The sequence below is a fragment of the Methanobrevibacter olleyae genome (genome assembly GCF_900114585.1).
In the GTDB taxonomy this organism is placed as follows: Archaea; Methanobacteriota; Methanobacteria; order Methanobacteriales; family Methanobacteriaceae; genus Methanobrevibacter; species Methanobrevibacter olleyae.
The window spans coordinates 1-20,003 of the sequence record NZ_FOTL01000038.1 but is presented as its reverse complement, the minus strand read 5'-3'; the positions used below and the strand labels follow the sequence as shown (position 1 = coordinate 20,003).

The following is a 20,003-nucleotide window of genomic DNA, read 5'->3' as shown; positions in this document are numbered from 1 at the left end:
TTAATCCCATAACTTGCGTAAATTTTTTTAGATTTTTCACAAGTCGATAAATTTAAATGCTTTAACCAATATAATATATTTAGTGTCTTTATTATCAAATTTAATACTATGTTTCATGTTAATTCACTAAATAAATATATGTTTAACATAGTATTTAAATTTAACGATTGTAAAGGCACTTTTTACGTTAATAACGTTCATAAAATTTGTATTTTTACTATGTAAAATCATAGAGTATTGAAAACATAGAAAATAAGAACAAAAAATGCTCTAATTTTTAGAAAAAATCTAGGACCCTAAAGAATATAATGTGAGAAATAGATTCCAAAACTGCAAGAGGAAAATAAAATAATTAGCTCTCCAATTTTACGTTCTCTAATCATTCTTGCATCTTTTTTAATCCATTCTACATTTGCATATTTAAAAGCAAGAAATAATCCAATAGTTTCCATAATAACAAAAATATCAAAGAAATCTATTGGAGCTAATCCATACCCTCCAAGCCCTTTTAAGTATATTTTTGTAAAATGTCCAGCTATTCCAACTATAAACATTAAACACCCTAATCCAAAGATTTTTTTATCTGAACTATCGAATTTTTTATTGTGGATATAAGATCCCATTATAAAGTATCCAAGGACAGGGAAGAAGTTAAATATAACTCTAAAGTTGTATTTCATTTGAGGGTAATCGAAAAAGCCTATGGTATATAATATTGAGAGAATAAGGGTTATTGTAATTAAATATTCTGCACCTTTCATTCCTTCTTCACGTATAAAACTACTTATCACTGGAATAAGTAAATAAACACCAATTAATGACCAAATAAACCAGAATAATGCAGAATAATCTCCTACACCAAAAGCAGTATTCATAAGATATTGAAAACTAAGTTCAAAATGCCCTATTAGCACTCCTGCTATAATATAAACAATTATCCAAAATAAGAAAGGTAAAAATACTCTTTTAAAACGTTTTTCAAGGAACTTTTTAGGTTCATATTTGCGAGTTAAAAGAAGAGAACCGCTTACTGTAAAAAATAGTGGAACACCTATACGTGTAAATGAGAATAGGCTAGAACAGAATAACCAACTATAAAAATCATATGAAAATAGTCTTGTAATGTGTCCAATAACCACAAGCATTATTGCAAGTGAACGAACCTCATCTAAATATAATATACGCTTGGGACTTATAATCATTATATCACTATTACTAATTTATTTGTTCGTATTAATAAAGATATTCAGTATTTTTAATTTTTAAATATTCTAAGTTTTTTATTTTTTAAATATTCTAAGTTTTTTATTTTTTAAATATTCTAAGTTTTTTATTTTTTAAATAATACATCATTTTAAATATACTAAAAATCAATATTAATTTAGTTAAATATTTTTTTTTAAATAATTTATTTATAATTTTGGGTGAAATAATGAAATATGATTATTTAATTGTGGGGTCTGGATTATTTGGTTCTGTATTTGCATATGAAATGACTAAAAGAGATAAGAAATGTTTAGTTATAGAAAAAAGAGACCATATTGGTGGAAATGTTTATACTGAAGAGGAGCATGGAATAAACCTACATAAATATGGGGCACATATATTCCATACAGACAATAAAGAGATTTGGAATTATATTAACCAATTTGCTGAATTTAATCGTTACACAAACTCACCTGTTGCTAATTACAAAGGGGAATTATATAACCTTCCTTTTAATATGAACACCTTTTACAAAATGTGGGGGGTGAAAACTCCAGAGGAAGCAAAGGCAAAAATAGAAGAGCAAAAGAGAGAGGCTAACATTAAATCTCCTTCTAACCTAGAGGAACAAGCTATTTCTCTTGTTGGATATGATATTTATGAAAAGCTCGTAAAGGGCTATACAGAAAAACAATGGGGTAGGGATTGTAAAGATTTACCAGCATTTATTATAAAAAGATTACCTGTAAGATTTACCTTTGATAATAATTACTTTAATGATCTGTATCAAGGTATCCCTATTGGAGGATATAGAAAAATCATTGAAAAAATGCTTGAAGCTGTTGATGTAAAGTTAAACACTGATTTCTTTGAGGATAGAGAAAAATGGTTAAATATTGCAGATAAAATAATTTTCACTGGAATGATAGATCAATATTATGATTATTGTTTTGGAGAGCTTGAATACAGAGGATTGGATTTTGAGTTTGAAACTTTAGATATTGAAAATTATCAAGGAAATGCAGTTATTAATTATACAGATAGAGAAACTCCATTTACAAGAATTATTGAGCATAAACATTTTGAAAATATAGAATCTGATAAAACTGTAATTACAAGAGAATATCCAAAAACCTGGCAGAAAGGTGAAGAGGCTTATTATCCAATGAATGATGATAAAAATAGTGAATTGTTTGCTAAGTATAAACAGTTAGCAGATAAAGAGGATAATCTTATCTTTGGTGGAAGACTTGGAATGTATCAATATTATGATATGTGGAAAGTCATTGAAGAGGCTTTAAAATTAGTTAAAAGCTTAGGATAACTGATTTTATTTTTTATTATTTTAGTTCTTTTCACATTTTTCTTTTTTATTTTTTTATAAATTTTATTTTTATTTTTATTTGATTATTATAGTTAAACTTATAAAGTAATATTTAAAAAATATAAATTATTATTTAAAGAAACTTATTTTTTTTATAAATGAGTATTTTTATAAAATAATTTATTAATAATTTATTATTCAATTAAGATCTTTTCTTATTTTTTTAAAATTTTTTATTAGGGATAAAATCATGAAAAATTCAAAAATTCAAGTTTATGTTGTCTCTCATAGTGAAGAAGATATTAAAGACATAGATGCAAATGATGTTTATCTACCTCTTTTTGTAGGTAGGGATGGTAAAGATAATCTTGGTTTTCTAAGTGATGATATAGGAGACAATATATCAAATAAAAACTCTTCTTATTGTGAATTAACTGGTCTTTACTGGATTTGGAAGAATAGTGAAGTAGATATTATTGGATTAGTTCATTATAGGCGTTATTTTGCTAAATGGAGATTAGGTCATAGACTTGAAAGAGAAGATATTGATAAAATTTTTAAAGATTATGATATTATTCTTCCTAAAAAAACAAGAGCTCTTTTAGGTTCTGTTTATGAAGATTACAATCATTGGAATTATGCAAAAGATTTAGACCTGTGTGAAGAAGTAATTAGAGAACAATGTCCAGAATACATTGAAAGTTATAAAAAGGTAATTAATGGTAAAGAACTTTACTATTATAATATGTTCATTGCAAAAAAAGAAGTCATTGATCCTTATTGTGAATGGGTATTTCCTATACTTTTTGAAGTAGAAAAAAGAGTAGATATGACTGGTTATGATGATTATCAAAAAAGAATCTATGGATTTTTAACAGAAAGGCTTTTTGATGTTTGGATGGATAAACAAAATCTTAAAGTTAAAGAATCAGAGTTAAAAGTAAATGGATTAAGATTAAATGTTCATATGTGGCTAGTAAAAAGAGCTATTGTTAGATGGGCTTATGTTCATATATTTATTGCTTTACTTCATAAAGACATGAGACGTTAATTTAATTTAATTTAATTTTTATGGTTTTATTATGTTAAACAAAATCCAATTATATGTTATTTCGCATAGTGAAGAAGCTATTCGTGAAATCAGAAATGATGAGATTTATACTCCTTTATTTGTTGGTAGAAATGGTAAGGAGAATTTTGGATTTTCTAGTGATGATAGCTTTGAAGGTAATATATCATTTAAAAACAAAGATTATTGTGAGCTCACTGGCCTATATTGGATGTCTAAGGCATCTTCTGCAGATATAATTGGATTATGTCATTATCGCAGATATTTTAAAGGAAAAAATGCTAAACTTATTGAAAAAGAAGAAATAATTGATTATTTGTTTAATTATGATATTATAGTTCCTAAAAAAACAGATTTAATTAAAGGATCTTATTGGGAAACTTATCGAGGACATCATTTATATAAAGCCTTAGAAATCACTAGAGATGTTTTTAAAGAACTGGCTCCTGATTATTTAGAAACTTTTGAAGATATCTTAAATCAATCTAGTTTTTCTAATTATAATATGTTTATATCAAGAAAAGAGCTTATTAATCATTATTGTGATTGGGTATTTCCAATACTTGAAGAAGTTGAAAATAGAATAGATGTAGATGAATATCCTCGTGTATTTGGACTTATTTCAGAAGCTATTTTTAACGTTTGGATAGAATATAATCATTTAAAAATAAAAGAAGTTCCTATTTATTATTTAGGAAAGGGATTAAAATTCAGAATGGCTTTATCTGACAATAAGGTTTTAAGAAAGGGGTATCAATTTTTATACTTTAATTTCTTTAAAAAATCAATTGGTAAAAGAATTGAAAAGAAAATACATGATTTATTTTATTAGATAAGTTTGTATATGGCGATATTTTATTAATTAAGGTCTAATATTGAAAGGTCTAATATTGAAAGGTTTAATATTGAAAGGTTTAATATTGAAAGGTCTAATAAAAGGCATAATATTAAAGTGATTTTAATTTAAATGAGTTTCTAGTTAATTTTATTTTATTAGTGTGTTATTATGAGTGAAATAAAAACATTGTTTAAAAATATAAGTTGGGTTGCCTCATCTCAACTAATAGTTAATATATGTGCATTCTTATGGACAATAGCTATTGCTCGTTATCTTGGAGTGAATGATTATGGTATTTTATCATTTGCTATTTCATTTACTGTTTTATTAGGTATGGGTACCGATATTGGAATGAGTACTTATACTACTCGTAAACTTTCTCAAGATAAATCTAAAACTCAGAAATTTATAAATAATCTTATTCCATTTAAAATAATTTTATCTCTTGTTATATTTATTCTCACTGCTCTAATATTGTTTTTATGGGGATATAATAAATTAACTATTGAAGTAGCTTTAATAATTTCAATTGAGACTATTTTTATATGTATGATTAAATTTATTGGTGGGGTATTTCAAGCATATGAAAATCAGAAGATTAATTCAATTGGTGAAATTATAACAAGTGTTTTATTGCTCTTATTTACTTTATTAATTGTTGTATTAGATTTAGGTTTAGTTGCTGTAGCTTTATCATATGCATTAGCTTATTTAGCATTTTTAATTTACATGGTATTAAATATGAACAGATCCTTTGGAATTCCGAAATTTGAATTTGATTTGTCTTTTTGGAAAGATATAGCTATAAAATCTATTCCATTTGGTTTAAGCATATTCTTTTATACAGTTTATTTCTCAATAGATGTTGTTATGATTAAATTTTTATCTGGAAACTATGCCACTGGAATTTATAACGCTGCATATAAAATTGTTTCAGTCTTTGTAGCATTTTATGTAATTTATCAATATGTTATCTTCCCTTTAATGAGTAAGTTATATGCTGAAAATACTAATTTACTTAAAGTGAGCTTTGAACAGTCTTTTAAATATTCTTTACTTATATTATTGCCAATAAATATTGGAGTGTATCTCTATTCTCCTTATATAATAAATTTAATTTATAGTAGTAAGTATGCTCTTGCTTCTCCTGCTATGCAAATACTTATTTGGACAGTTGTATTTTTATTTATCAATGGTGTAGCAACATCATTACTTAATTCAATTGGAAAAGAACTTTCTGTAACAAAGATATATCTTGTAACTGCAATATTTAATATTATTTTAAATTATCTTACAATACCAATTTGGTCTTATATTGGTGCATCTATTACTACAGTACTTAGTGAAATATTAATTTTAGTCCTTATGCTATGTTCTATTTCTAAAACAGAGTATAGGCCAGATTTTTTATTACTAAAAACAATTATTAAATTAATTATTTGTGGTTTTATACTGTTCATTGTTCTTTATTTAATAAATGTATCATTATGGTTAGCTATTCCTATAGGTTTAATTGTATATATTTTAGCATTGATTATTACTAAAACAATTGATGATACTGATAAATATATTATTAATGAATTACTAAAGAGATAATAATGATAACTTTATAAGTTTTTATTTACTTTATTTTTAATATATTATTTTTTATAATTATTCTTATTTTATAAAAAAATAAACTACTAAATAGGAGCTAAATTATAGGGGCTAAATTATGAATACATTCTTTAAAAAATTCGCAAAGAAGACTTACCATAAAGCACAAGGCAATTCTTTAGGTAAAAGATCCATAACTTTAGCTTTTTTATTCCGTAAATTAACTAGAAGATTTGGCAGTAGGGAGAAAGCTAGTAGTTATTTAGCTAAAAATATGTATAAATTGTATATAACCACTAATAAATTTAATAAAGGAACTCAAATTAAGAATCTATTTAGAAAACTAGAGATAACAGTTCCTAAAGACGGTTTCATATTCTTTTTAGATGAATTTAAAAACTTATCTGAAGAGGGCCATATAATTGATAATATTTCAATTGATTACTCTAGAGTATTAAATAATTCTATTTATGACTATAATGAAATGTATTTTAATCCTAAAGAAGGATATAGGATGAAATTATATTCTGATTCTGATTTTATTAGAAATCAACAAGATACAGTTGATGCTATTGAATTATTAATTTATAGAATCATTAAGAAATTAAAAAAGTCTAATCACCAGGAAAAAACTAAATTTGTTCACTATTTTGAAAATATGATAGATAGGGAGGCAGAACACTTTGAAGAAGCTTTACAAAGAATATTGTTCTATAATCAACTTTTATGGCAAACTGGGCATGGTTTAAATGGTTTAGGTCGATTAGATAAAATACTTGAAGATTTATACCTTGATGATTTGAATAGTGGATTTATCACACAAGAAGAAGCATATGAATTAATAAAATCATTTTTAAAAACTTTACATTCCTATTATTGGTTTAAAAGTGCTGCTCTTATGGGGGATACTGGTCAAGTAATTATTCTTGGCGGCAAATACAGCGATGAATATGGAGAATATTATTTCTATAATGATTTGACTTATATGTTTATTAATGCAATAAAAGAGCTTCAATTGCCAGATCCTAAAGTTTTACTTAGAATAAGCAATCAAACTCCTCGTGATTTAATTGAATTGTCTTTAAAAACTATTAATACAGGAATTGGTAGTCCATTATTTTCTAATGATGAAATTGTCATTGATAAGATGATCGAATTTGGATATGATAAAGAAGATGCTACAAATTATGTAGTTTCTGCTTGTTGGGAACCTTCAGCACTTGGTAAAGGTTTAGAACAAAACAATATTAATTTCATATCTTTTTTAAAACCTTTAAATGAGTTTTTTGACAGTGAAAATAAAGAAGTATTAGGTATGCTAGAAAATTTTGATGAATTGTTTAATTCCTATAAATACTATCTTAAAAAAGAAGCAGAATCATTAATTCAAACTCTAGATGATATAGGATGGAATGAAGATCCAATCCTTTCTTTATTTATAGATGATTGTAATGATAAACAAATTGATATTTCTAAAGGTGGAGCTAAATATAATCATTATGGAATTACTACTGTTTCACTTGCAAATACTGTAAATAGTTTATATAATATTAAAAAACTTGTTTTTGAAGAGAAGAAATATACTTTAAATGAATTAAATAAAATGAGGAAGAATAACTTTAAAAAAGCTAAGTATCATAATGTATTTAATGAATTGAAAAGTATAAAACCTTGTTTTGCTATGGATGATGAAGAAATATTATCTATTTCTAATGAGATTATTTTCTTTTTAGAAGATTGTTTTAAAGGGTATACTAATAAGTTTGGAGGCAAAATTAAATTTGGTTTAAGTGCTCCTTCTTATATTAGTGCAGGTAGTGAAATATCAGCTTCATTTGATGGTAGAAAAGAAGGAGAGCCTTTTTCAACCCATATATCCTTAGATACTAATAAAGATTTTACTGAAATATTACATTTTGCATCAAAATTAGACTATGGTGGAGCTAAATTCAATGGTAATGTGGTAGATTTAATGCTTTCACCAGATTTAATTGAAAATCATTTGGATAAATTTACAGACTTCATTATTTCAAGCATTAAATTAGGATTTTTCCAAATGCAAATGAATGTTGTAAGTAGTAAAACTTTAATTGAAGCAAAAGAAAATCCTGATATGCATCCTAATTTAATTGTAAGAGTTTGGGGTTTTAGTGCATACTTCAATGATTTACCTGAAGATTATAAAGATTTATTAATTAAAAGGGCTTTAAAAAATGAAGGAAAAAGTTAATTAAAGTATTTTTCTTAATATTTTATATTAGATTATTTTTTCATTATTTTAATAAATTTTTATTTATTTTTTATTTTTTTATTTTTTAAGTGATAAAATGACAGTTAGAATTACGAATATACAGCGTTTTTCTCTACAAGATGGTTCTGGAATTAGAACTACTGTATTTTTAAAAGGGTGTGATTTAACTTGTCCTTGGTGCTGTAATCCAGAAAACCTTAATTTTGAAATAGAAGATTATAATCACAATAATAAAAATGAATCATTTGGTTATGATATTTCATTAGAAGAGCTTGAAAAAGAGATTTTAAAAGATGAAATATATTATGGTGATGCTAAAGGGGGAGTTACATTCTCAGGAGGGGAACCACTCCTTCAAATCGAATCGTTAAAACCACTTTTAAAGAATTTAAAGGATAAAAATATTAATATTTGTTTTGAAACTTCTTTATCTGTTTCAAACAATCTTTTAAAAATAGCTATTCCTTTTATTGATGAATTATTCATTGACATAAAACTTTTAGATAAAAAAGAAGCAAAAGAAGTTTTAAACTTGGATATGGATGCATATTATAAAAATTTAGAATTAATCAATAATTCTAAAATAAAAAATGAAAATATTACTTTTAGAATTCCTTTAAATAAAGAATATACTTTAAAGGAAGAAAATATTAAGCTTATTTTAAAACTAATTGAAAAATATCCTAATTTTAAAGTAGAGATTTTTAAAACTCATAATTTAGCTAAATCTAAATATGAATCTTTAAATAAAGAATTTAATTCATTTTCAGAAATTAATGATGATTTCGTTAATGAAATTTATAAAAAAATTAAAAAGATTAATTCTAATGTTAGAGTTATTAGTTTGTAGTCATTTCAGTCTTTGTGCTTATTTATTAATTTAAATCTTAATTAAGGTGGAAATAAGGTGAAATGGGGATGTTTTAGAGATAAACCTTTGAGAAAAATTCCAAAGAAAATTCTAATGGATTCAGTAGCTATAATTTTATTTCAAGAATTTAAAGATTTAAATAGGTGATTTTAGATTTTTAAAATCTTGAATTTAATAGTATGTATTTTTTTTAAGAATATGTTTTTAAGATATTATTTAAATACACATATAATCGAAAGTATATGAACTATTTTATTAAAGGATTAATTGAAGAAAGGATTAATTGAAGCAGTATGAGAAAATCTTAATAAAACCTGTTTTTCTAAATAGTTTTATTGATTAAATCTATTTTTATTATTATTTTTTATTATTAAAATTTAAATAATAATTTAACTAATATTAAAATATATTAATGATATTTAAAATTTTTTAATATCTATCTAAAACTATTTAAAGTGATTAAATGAGCTATGTAAAAGAGTCTACTGTAATTGATGAGACTATTTATGATTTAATAAAAGAAGCATTTGATAATGAAAGAAAATACAAAGATGCTAAATATAGAAATTCTATTTTTGCAGAACATAAAGAATACTTTGTAAAAACAGATGATGGATCATACAGTATTAAATCAAAGGAAATAAATCATAAGGTAGAAACATTACATACTTCAACTGGAGCAATAAGTGAATCATTTGAAAAGTTTATAAAACCTCTAAAACTTAATTATGATGAGGATATAACTATTTTAGATATCTGTGCAGGTTTAGGTTATAATTCATCTGCAGCTATTGATGATTTTATAAAAAATAGTGATGGAAATGCAAATTTACATATTGATATGTTGGAAATATCTAAACCAACTCTTGCTGCTGGTTTAATGGTTCCATCTCCAATAAAAGCTCATGATATTACTAAAAAAGCAATAGAGCAAGCTTTAATAGACTCTAATTATGCATCATTAGAACTCGAAGAAACTATTATTCCAAATAATATTGATTTAGAAATCCATATTGATGATGCAAGGCAGGTTATACAAAAACTAGAAGATAAAAAGTATGATGCTATATTTTTAGATCCTTTTAGCCAAAATATGTCTCCTGAACTGCTTAGTGTGGACTTTTTTAAAGAGTTTAGAAGAGTGATTAAAGATAATGGAATAGTTGCTACATATACTTCATCAGCTCCTGTAAGAATGGGGTTTATTGAAGCGGATTTTTATGTATCTTTAGGTCCAATCTTCGGACGTTTTCAAGGTGGAACTTTAGCATCACCAAATCCTAAAAACCTTAGAAAGTCATTAGCTCGAAATGATGAGATTAAAATGGCTTTATCTGATGTAGGTATTCCATTTAGAGATCCTAATTTAAACCTTTCTTCAGCTGAAATACTTGATAATAGAAGAGAAGAACGTCATTTAGCTCGTCATAATACTAAAATATCATCAGCTGTAAAAACTCCTATATTTTTAGCTCAAGATATGGATGATAAACCATTAAAAAGAAGAGTAGAAAGAAACCTTTCAAAAATGAATATTCCTGGTGTTTTATCAAAAGAAGCTTTCTATATTGTAGAACCTGAAAATGATTACATGGAAGAATATTTAGAGGATAATAATTCAAGAACTCGTATTTTAAAAATGATGAAACGTTTAGATGATGTAAAAAATAAGAATTTAAATTAGTTTTAATTGTTTAGATGGGGTAAAAAATAAGAATTTAGATTAGTTTTAATTGTTTAGATGGGGTAAAAAATAAGAATTTAGATTAGTTTAAATTTATATTCCTTTTTTTAAATTATCATAAAATTTAGATTAGTTTTAATTTATATTACTTTTTTTTTAAATTATCATTTTGTCAGTTATTTATTAATAAACTTTTTAAACTTTTAAATTAATAATAGTATATAATCTATTTTTTATTACATTATTTAGATTTATTAAATTTGTAATTATTATTTATCTTTTAAAATTTTTACAATTGATTAATTCTATTAAAAAATTTATTTAAAATTATTTCAAGGAAAGAAAATATGTTTGAGATTAAAGCAAAAGATATGAGGGGAAGAGTAGGTCTTTTAAAAACAAAACATGGAGATATTAAAACTCCAAATTTAATGCCTGTAATTCATCCTAGAAAACAAACAATTAATGTTAAAGATTATGGAGCAGATATTGTAATAACCAATGCTTATTTAATTTATAAAGATGAAGACTTAAGTAAAAAGGCATTGGATATTGGTTTACATGAACTTATAAACTTTGATGGGCCTATTATGACTGATTCTGGATCATTCCAATTATCTGTTTATGGTGATGTAGATATAACAAATAAGGAAGTTATTGAATTTCAAGAAGCTATTGGAACAGATATAGGAACTTCTCTCGATATTCCAACTGCACCTTATGTTGATTATGAAAAAGCTGAAGAAGATTTAAAAATCACTTTAGAACGTGCAAAGGAAGCTATTGGTTTTGTAAGAGATAATAATTATGAAATGAAATTAAATTCTGTAGTTCAAGGCTCTACTTTTCCTGATTTAAGAGAATACTGTGCAACTGAATTAACAAAGCTTGATGCAGACTTATATCCGATCGGTGCTGTTGTGCCACTTATGGAAATGTATCATTACAGAGATTTGGTGGATGCTGTAATGCATTCTGTTAAATGTTTACCCGATTCTAAAGCACGTCATTTAATGGGTGCAGGACATCCTATGATTTTTGCACTTTGTGTAGCTATGGGTTGTGATTTATTTGATTCTGCAGCTTATATTTTATATGCAGAAGGAGACAGATTCCTCACTACAAGAGGTACAATAAAACTTGAAAATTTAACTGAGATGCCTTGTTCCTGTGAAGTTTGTTGTAAATACACTCCAGATGATTTAAGAGCAATGGAAAAAGAGAAAAGAGTAAAACTTATTGCAGAGCATAATCTTCATGTAAGCTTTGCAGAACTTAGACTTATTCGCCAAGCTATTTCTGAAGGTAGCTTGATGGAGCTTGTAGAAGAAAGATGCAGAGCTCATCCTATGCTTCTTGATGCTTTAAGGCATTTGGGTGAATATAGTGATGATTTAGAGAAATTTGATCCTCGCAGTAAAAAATCAGCATTTTTCTACACCGGTCCAGAATCATTAAGAAGGGCAGAAGTTACAAGGCATTTAAATAAACTTAATGAAATGGATAAAAAGAAAAATCTTATTGTACTTCCAGCTTACAGGAAACCTTATAGTAAATATTTATCAAATAGTTTTAAAGAATTCTTTGTTTATGCAAAAGATGAATCTAAAGGTGAAGATGAACCATGTATTATAGAGAATCATGAAACTGATTTTATGGTTTTAGATATTCCATTTTGTTTAATTCCACTTGAATTAGATGAGCTTTATCCACTGAGTCAAAGTGATGCACCTAAGATTCATGATAAAATAGCAGTTGATTTTACAAGGGACTTTTTAGTGGACTTTGCAGAAAATTATGGCAATGTTTTAATAGATCCTAAAGTTTTAGATGAGCTTGAGCTTGATTATATAGAGCCTTATTCAAATTCTGAAGATATCAAATTTGAAAAAGACGATATTAAAAAGTTAAAAGCTATTGCAGATTATCAATTTGGCGAAGGTGCTGGAGAAGCTTTATTTACTGGAGAAATTAAAATAGAAAAAAGTAAAAAAACTGGTAAGATAAGACATATTTACGATAAAAATCAAAATATTGTTAATATGAGAGCTTCTGATAGCTTTTTAATTTTATCTAAATTAGGTGCTAAAAGATTAGCTAGCTTAGATGGAATGAGAAATAAAGTTATGATTGATAACAGTGTAGAATCATTTGCTCGTGATGGAAAAAGTGTTTTTGCTAAGTTTATAAAAGATTGTGATGAAAATATCCGTTCTAATGATGAAGTTTTAATTGTTAATGAGGAATGTGAACTTTTAGCATTTGGTAAGGCACTTTTAAATCATAAAGAAATGCTAGACTTTAAAACAGGTCAAGCTATTAAAACAAGAAAAGGATTTAAGAAAAAATAATTCTTAATTTAAAAAACTTAAATTATATAAAAATTATTATATATTCTAATTTATAGAATATAATTATTTAAAAAATTTAATTAAAATATTTATTAACTAAATTTAATTAAATTTAAATAAAATTTAGAGAGGAAATATTATGATACCTGGTATGAACCCAAAACAACTAAAAAATATGCAAAGACAAATGAAAAAAATGGGTATGGAAATGAAAGACTTAGAAGGAGTAAAAGAAGTTATTATCCGTTTTGAAGATAAGGAAATTATCATTTCTCCTGCTGAAGTAAATATGATGAATGTAATGGGTCAGGAAACTTATCAAGTTAGTGGTAATGCTGTTGAAGTAGAAATTGAAAGTGAAATTATTATCCCTGATGAAGATATTGAAATGGTTGCTAATACTGCTGGTGTAAGTGCTGCTGATGCTGAAGAAGCATTAAGAGAAACTGGTGGAGACTTAGCAGAAGCTATTTTAAAATTAAATGGATAGTTAGTCTATTTTTCATTTATTTTTTAATTTTCTATTTTTATAGTATATTATTTTTAATTTTTTAATTTTCTATTTTTATAGTATATTATTTTTAATTTTTTAATTTTCTATTTTTATAGTATATTATTTTAATTTTTTAATTTTTAATTTTTTATCTTATTTTTTCTTTTTATAAAAATCAAAATAGATAATTTTTTTAAAACTTTATTAATTATTAATTATAAATATTATTAAGTATATAAAATTTTAATTATTATTAATTTTAGAAGAATATTTAAATTTAATTTTAGAAGAATATTTAAATAAAAATTTTTATTTCTTTATTCTATTATTTTCAATTTATCTAAAATTTATTAAATCATTAAGATTTTATTTAATGTTTAGTATTTTTAAACATTTTTTTTAAGATTTTACAGAGTTTTATTTTTAATAATGATTTATCACTATTATTTTAATAACTTTTTATTAAATAATTTAATTAATTTAATTAGTTTTATTTATTAATTTAATTAGTTTAATTAGTTTAATTAGTTTAATTAGTTTAATTTAGTTTTATTTATTAGTTATATGTCATGGTAATCTAGATTTTAGTAATGTGATTTTTTATATTATGTGAGGTTTTATATGAGAGAATTAAATTTAAGAAGAGGAGTAAGAAATGTAGTTCAACTTCTTAAAAAAGATTTTAAAGATGTATTTACTAAAAATCCTATAGTAGTAATTACTTTACTTGCTATTATAATATTGCCTTCTTTATATGCTCTTATAAATATTCAAGCTTGCTGGGATCCTTATGAGAATACTGGAAATCTTGAATTTGCAGTTGCTAATTTAGATAATGGTTCCTCCTTTGATGGTGAAAAGATAAATGTTGGAAATCAATTAGAAGATGAATTAAAGAGAAATGATGACTTCTATTGGACATTTGTAAGTGAAGATGAACTGAGGGAGGGGGTTAAAAATGGAACATATTATGCAGGAATAATTATTCCTAAAAACTTTAGTAGTTCTATTAGTTCTATTACAACTGACAATCCACATTCTGCTGAATTGGAATATATTGTAAATAGAAAATCTAACCCAATGGCCTCAAAACTTAGTGATTCAGCAGCTAGGGCAATTTATAATAAAATTAATGCAAAAATTGTTCAATTTATTAATCTTGCGGCGTATGCAAAATTAGGAGAGTTAAAATCTGCACTTTCATCTGGCGCTGGACAAATGGCTTCTGGTGCTGGACAATTAAGTGCTGGTGCTTATAAGGTTCAATCAGGTGCTTCTAAGGTGAAATCTAGTGCTTCTGATTTGGAAGATGGTTCTAATAAGGTTTCTTCAGGAGCTTCAGAACTAAAATCAGGAGCTAATAAGGTTTCTTCTGGTGCTTCTAAGGTGAAATCTGGTTCTTCTGAAATCTCTTCATCTGCAGATAAAATTTCAGCAGGTTCTACTCAAGTAAAGGAATCTGCTAAACAATTAGATTCTTCTGTTGATGTAAGTACATTACCTAATGAAGAATTAAAACAAGTTGTAAATGGTTCTAAAAGTTTAGCTAATTCAAGTTCTAATTTAGCTGAATCTTCAAGTAATCTTGCACAAGGATCTTCTAAATTAGCTAATAGTTCTGTAAAATTAGCTGATGGTGCTTCTGGTCTTTCTGATGGTGCTTCTGGTGTTGCTGATGGTGCTTCTAAATTAGCTAATGGTAGCACTCAATTAGCTGAAGGTTCAGTAAGCTTAGCTGCAGGCTCTGCATTACTTGCTGATGGTGCTTCTTCTGCATTACTTTCAGCTTCTAGTTCACTTTCTGCTGCTTCTAGTTCACTTTCTGGTATAACTGGTGTGAATGAAGAAGATGTTGGGGATTATATTTATTCTCCTGTAACTTTAAAGGAAAATGAATTATACCCTGTTTCAGATTATGGTTCAGAAGTTGCTCCATTTTATATAGCTTTATCTATGTGGGTAGGAGCAATAATTACATGTGTTATGCTTAGAACTGGTCAATCTACTGGAACTAAATATGCTCCTTCTGAGATGTACTTTGGTAAGTTATTAATCTTCTTGGTAATGGCATTTTTAGAAACTACTGTTACTCTTATTGGTGCATTTATATTAGGAATTCAAATATCTAACCCATTGATGTTTATATTTTCGGCTTATTTCATAGCCTTAATATTTATGTTGATTTGTTATTCATTAGTATCATCTTTAGGTCATCTTGGAAAAGGAATAGCTGTAATTTGGTTAGTATTCCAAATTTCAGGTACTGGAGGTATTTATCCTATTCAATTAATGGGATCATTATTACAAACAGTTAGTCCATTTATGCCAATGACTCATGGAATTGATTTACTGAGAGAAACTGCATTAGGATTAGTATGGTCTAATTATATTTATTCATTTTCAATTTTAATTGCTATGGCTGTAATTACATTAGTTTTAGCATTAATTGTAAAAATGTTTGCAGATAAAAGAGCACACTGGTTTGAAGAAAAATTAAATGAAACTGATTTATTCTAGCACTCAAGCTTTTTGAGGCTTCCCCTCAAAAACCTTGACTTTTTTTTTTTTTATTTGGTTTTTGAGTAAATCCTTTTTAATTTTTTATTTAAGAATTAGTTTATTATTTTAGCTATTTTTTTATTTTATTTTTTAAAAAAAGTTTATTATTTTAGCTATTTTTTTATTTTATTTTTTAAAAAAAGTTTATTATTTTAGCTATTTTTTAAAAAAAGTTTATTATTTTAATTTTTATATAAAATTAGTATCTATTTTTTAAGATATGTTTTATTCATCTCATTGTTTACTTCTTCATATCTATTTAATAAAGTTTTTATTAGCTCTCTATTTATTTTAGTAAGTTTTTTATCTAATAAATTAACTCCTTCTTGAGTTATTCCCTTTTTAGTAGCTACTTTATTAATAATGTCTCTGTTAGATAATTCTTGATTATCTTTTAATATTGCAGTACCTATGACTGTTTTCAAAATCATTTCATCTGCTTCTTTTTTACTAATATTCGTCATTTCACTAGTGATTTTAGCAAGATTTTCAATCATTACTGCAATAAAAGCAGGTCCGCAGCTTGTTAAAATAGTGTTTATTTCTAATTCTGCATCTTTTATAGAAAAAGTATTGTTATCGTTAAAATCTTCAAAATTTTGAATTTCTTTAACAAAACTAAATTCATTAAATAAGTCTTCAACAAAGAGTTTTTCTTGTAAATCTACTTTATTGTTATGTTTTATAAGAGTTATTCCTTTTCTTCTTGATAGTGAACTTATTGAGTTATTGGAAGTAACAGTTGAAGCTAAAGTAGGAATAACTAAAGTTAATTTTCCATCGTAAAATGGTTTAATATGGTTAAAATTAAGTCCTGCACAGGTGTATATGATATGAGTTTTTTCATTAATAAAAGGCTTAATCTCTTCTAGAACTTCTTTAAATTGGGGGGTTTCAACGGAAATAATGATTTTTTCGCATTGTTTTGCAATTTCTTCATTGTCTGAACTAATGTTTAGATTTTCTTTAGGATATTCCTTAATTAAACCTTCAAATTTATTAAGGTGTCTATTTGAAACAATCAATTCCTCGTCATCTAATAGCAAATTAAGTTTTAGTATATTATTTACTATCATTGAACCTATATTTCCGTATCCAATAATTCCTAATTTCATAGTTTCCCTTTCACTATGTGTTTTAAAAAAGATTATGGATTTTAAATTATCTAAAATTTGATATTATATTAATAATACAAAATCATAATTCTTGATTTTTTTAAAACTTTAAATCTTAATTAAAAATATTTATTAAAACTATCTCTTTATAAAATAATTTCAATATTATTTATAACTAATTAATACTTTTATTTTAATTATTTATAAACTTTGCAGTTTTATTTTTTAATTTAAAGCTTTAATTAAAGTTTATTTTATTTTTTTTAAAATATATTTTACTTAAATTTAGTTTAAAATGCATTAGTTAATTTCTTTAAGTATTAATAAAATTTATTTATGAAAAAATTTTAGGATTTATTCTAAAATATCTATTTTAGAATTTTTTTAATAGGGCTTAAGTTTTATTCTAAAATATTTATTTTAGAATTTTTTTCAATATAATTAAATTTAATAAAATTAGCAATTATAGTGTTAAATAATTCATTATCAATTATATTCCAAAGGTGCTTTCCTTTATCAATTTCTATTAATTTTGCATTTTTAAATAAGCTTTTTAGCCCAATTGCAGATTGTGTACAATTTAAATCTTCTTTATTTGCAAAAATGATTAGCATATTTTCTTTTTCTAAAAGTCTTTTATTATCAATTAAACTCTTAGGGATTGTATAATTTAATGATTCAAAGGCTATTTTTTCTTCTTCTTTAATAGATCTCTCTAGAATTTTTTCAACATCATCAAAATATTCTTTTGATATTCCATAATGTCTTAAATATGCTTTTATTATAAAGGTATCTGGTTTTTCATTTAAATATTCAGATTGTGTTTTAGCTAATCGATTAATAACGCTATTTGATTTACTTTCTTTAAAGTTTGCTATTTCAAGTCCAGAAAATATTAAATTATTGATTAAGTGAGGATTTTTATTAATTATTTCAATAGATATTGATGCCCCAAGACCTGAAGCTACTAAATTAATTTTATTTCTTTTGAGAGTTTTCTTCCTTTTAGTTTCAATTAAATCTTTTACAAATTCCTTGATTTCCATAGATGCTTTTTTTATAGAAAAGTCTCCTTCAGATTTACTATCTCCATGATTTGGTAAATCAAGGAAGATGCAATGAAAACCATTAAAATATTTTTTATAATCTTCTTTTTGCTTTTTCCAAATCCATTTACCTAATAATTTACTATGTAAAAATAGAATGATTTCATTATTTTCTTCTCCTATTTCATCATATGCTAAATTATGGAAATATTTTAAAGTCATTTTATCATTGATTAATTTAATTTTAGAAATTTTTAACTAATTTAATTAGTTATTATGGTATCGAACAAAACTCATATGTTTATAAATGTTAATGGTTATATATGGTATCATTCTTATTATAATTTTTTAAATCTAAGGGGGAATTTTGATATAGTTAATTATTTAATTTTTTATTCTATTTTTTAAATTTAATTTTTATTAAAGTAAATTTTTAATATTAACTTAACTTGTTGATTTTGTTGATAATATTAACTTTATATACTATGTTGATAGAGTTTATATAGTTTAAAAATAAATTATATATTATAGGTGATAATTTATGCAAACAAAAGCTATTAGAGTCAGTTTATTAAATCATGAAAGACTAGCAGACATAGGCCATAAAAATGATTCATTTAATGATATAATTACAAAAGTTTTAGATGATTATGAAGAATACCAAGAAATTAAAGATTTAATTGAAGCAGATAAAGAGTTTGAAAAAGGTGAAGGGGTGTGTTTTACTTCATTAGATGAACTCGATTCTTATTTAGATGATTAATATGGAAATTGAATTTAAACGTTCTGCTTTAAAACAGTTAAAATATTATAAAAAGAAAAACCCAATAGTATATAAATTAATTTATCAAGGGTTAGAGGAAATATTAGAAAATCCTAATAATACTAGCTTTAAAAAAATAAAAAAATATCCTAAATATAAAAGTGCTAGAAAAGGACATTATAGAATATGTTTTAAGGTAGAGGAGAATTGTGTTTATATTGGTCGAATAGAAGATAGGTCAAAAGTATATCATTAAATTAATCTTCAAAAATTATATTTACATAATGTTAGTTTGTTTTAGTAAAATATTATAAATATGTTTACATAATGTTAGTTTGTTTTAGTAAAATATTATAAACTTTCATTTCTCTTTTTTTAAATTTTTTTACACTTTAAATCTTATAATCTATTAGTTTTTCATGCTCTTAGTGACTATTTTAAAAACTTTGTTGATTTAAAAATTTTTTTAATAAAGATTAGTAGTTTTTAGAGTTTTTTCTTAAAAATTCTTTGATTTTTATTTAAAAATAGTGAAATTTAATAAAGGGTTGGAGCAAAGTTTTTATAATGATAAAACAAAAAACAATTGTTTCAAATAGTATTTTAGATGTTGAACAATATATTTTGCGATTTTTATGATGATTTTGTTCTTTCAGATTCTCATTTTGTAAGATTATTTAATTCTTCTTGTGAAGTTTTTAAATCATTTGATTTAATTTTTAAAAAGGATATTTCTTATTTTAGGATGATTATGTCATATGTCCTTTTTTATGGTACTTGGCATGTTTAATTTCTGACTATATTTTGGAAGTTTGGAATGATCTTTGTAAAATCTTT

16 protein-coding genes are annotated in these 20,003 nt (G+C 24.7%); 13 read left to right on the top strand and 3 right to left on the bottom strand.

What is annotated here, in order from left to right; all coding sequences use genetic code 11:
* Nucleotides 1-296: 296 nt before the first annotated feature.
* Nucleotides 297-1,202, bottom strand: a complete 906-nt coding sequence (locus BM020_RS08700; protein WP_074798893.1) for an acyltransferase — start codon at nucleotides 1,200-1,202, stop codon at nucleotides 297-299.
* A gap of 230 nt (nucleotides 1,203-1,432) precedes the next feature.
* Here BM020_RS08700 and glf point away from each other — a divergent pair, with 230 nt between their 5' ends.
* From glf to BM020_RS08650, 10 genes are all read left to right on the top strand, one after another.
* Nucleotides 1,433-2,530 carry a UDP-galactopyranose mutase gene (glf, locus tag BM020_RS08695; RefSeq protein ID WP_067146922.1) on the top strand — a complete coding sequence of 366 codons (1,098 nt, stop codon included), beginning with the start codon at nucleotides 1,433-1,435 and terminating at the stop codon, nucleotides 2,528-2,530.
* Nucleotides 2,531-2,780: 250 nt separating this feature from the next.
* A complete protein-coding gene (locus BM020_RS08690; RefSeq protein WP_067146920.1) occupies nucleotides 2,781-3,581 on the top strand; it encodes a DUF4422 domain-containing protein in 801 nt (266 codons plus the stop codon).
* A gap of 31 nt (nucleotides 3,582-3,612) precedes the next feature.
* Entirely contained in the window at nucleotides 3,613-4,431 is an 819-nt protein-coding gene (locus tag BM020_RS08685; RefSeq protein WP_067146918.1) for a DUF4422 domain-containing protein, read from the top strand.
* A 174-nt stretch (nucleotides 4,432-4,605) separates the two neighbouring features.
* The gene (locus BM020_RS08680) at nucleotides 4,606-6,033 is read left to right on the top strand and encodes a flippase (protein WP_067146916.1); all 1,428 of its coding nucleotides are present in this window, start codon (nucleotides 4,606-4,608) and stop codon (nucleotides 6,031-6,033) included.
* A gap of 118 nt (nucleotides 6,034-6,151) precedes the next feature.
* Entirely contained in the window at nucleotides 6,152-8,263 is a 2,112-nt protein-coding gene (locus BM020_RS08675) for a pyruvate formate lyase family protein (RefSeq protein WP_074798892.1), read from the top strand.
* Nucleotides 8,264-8,360: 97 nt separating this feature from the next.
* Nucleotides 8,361-9,134 (top strand): 4Fe-4S cluster-binding domain-containing protein, encoded by a 774-nt coding sequence (locus tag BM020_RS08670; protein WP_074798891.1) that lies wholly within the window; start codon nucleotides 8,361-8,363, stop codon nucleotides 9,132-9,134.
* Between the two features lie 484 nt (nucleotides 9,135-9,618).
* The gene (locus tag BM020_RS08665; protein ID WP_067146910.1) at nucleotides 9,619-10,839 is read left to right on the top strand and encodes an MnmC family methyltransferase; all 1,221 of its coding nucleotides are present in this window, start codon (nucleotides 9,619-9,621) and stop codon (nucleotides 10,837-10,839) included.
* A 347-nt stretch (nucleotides 10,840-11,186) separates the two neighbouring features.
* Nucleotides 11,187-13,190, top strand: a complete 2,004-nt coding sequence (gene tgtA, locus BM020_RS08660) for a tRNA guanosine(15) transglycosylase TgtA (RefSeq protein ID WP_067146908.1) — start codon at nucleotides 11,187-11,189, stop codon at nucleotides 13,188-13,190.
* Nucleotides 13,191-13,329: 139 nt separating this feature from the next.
* Nucleotides 13,330-13,680 carry a nascent polypeptide-associated complex protein gene (locus BM020_RS08655; RefSeq protein WP_067146906.1) on the top strand — a complete coding sequence of 117 codons (351 nt, stop codon included), beginning with the start codon at nucleotides 13,330-13,332 and terminating at the stop codon, nucleotides 13,678-13,680.
* 624 nt (nucleotides 13,681-14,304) lie between these two features.
* A complete protein-coding gene (locus BM020_RS08650; protein ID WP_074798890.1) occupies nucleotides 14,305-16,200 on the top strand; it encodes a YhgE/Pip domain-containing protein in 1,896 nt (631 codons plus the stop codon).
* A 248-nt stretch (nucleotides 16,201-16,448) separates the two neighbouring features.
* Here BM020_RS08650 and BM020_RS08645 read toward each other — a convergent pair whose 3' ends face one another.
* Both BM020_RS08645 and BM020_RS08640 read right to left on the bottom strand, forming a co-directional pair.
* Nucleotides 16,449-17,357, bottom strand: a complete 909-nt coding sequence (locus BM020_RS08645) for a pyrroline-5-carboxylate reductase family protein (protein ID WP_067146902.1) — start codon at nucleotides 17,355-17,357, stop codon at nucleotides 16,449-16,451.
* Between the two features lie 401 nt (nucleotides 17,358-17,758).
* The gene (locus tag BM020_RS08640) at nucleotides 17,759-18,625 is read right to left on the bottom strand and encodes an alpha/beta fold hydrolase (RefSeq protein WP_067146900.1); all 867 of its coding nucleotides are present in this window, start codon (nucleotides 18,623-18,625) and stop codon (nucleotides 17,759-17,761) included.
* 319 nt (nucleotides 18,626-18,944) lie between these two features.
* On the opposite strand from BM020_RS08640, the gene BM020_RS08635 reads away from it, so the two are divergent.
* From BM020_RS08635 to BM020_RS09485, 3 genes are all read left to right on the top strand, one after another.
* Nucleotides 18,945-19,166 (top strand): hypothetical protein, encoded by a 222-nt coding sequence (locus tag BM020_RS08635; RefSeq protein WP_067146899.1) that lies wholly within the window; start codon nucleotides 18,945-18,947, stop codon nucleotides 19,164-19,166.
* Between the two features lies 1 nt (nucleotide 19,167).
* Nucleotides 19,168-19,422, top strand: coding sequence for a type II toxin-antitoxin system RelE family toxin (locus BM020_RS08630; RefSeq protein WP_067146898.1), 255 nt, complete (start codon nucleotides 19,168-19,170; stop codon nucleotides 19,420-19,422).
* A gap of 351 nt (nucleotides 19,423-19,773) precedes the next feature.
* Nucleotides 19,774-19,956: a hypothetical protein gene (locus BM020_RS09485; RefSeq protein WP_143743981.1), complete on the top strand. Its 183-nt coding sequence runs from the start codon at nucleotides 19,774-19,776 to the stop codon at nucleotides 19,954-19,956.
* Nucleotides 19,957-20,003 lie beyond the last annotated feature (47 nt).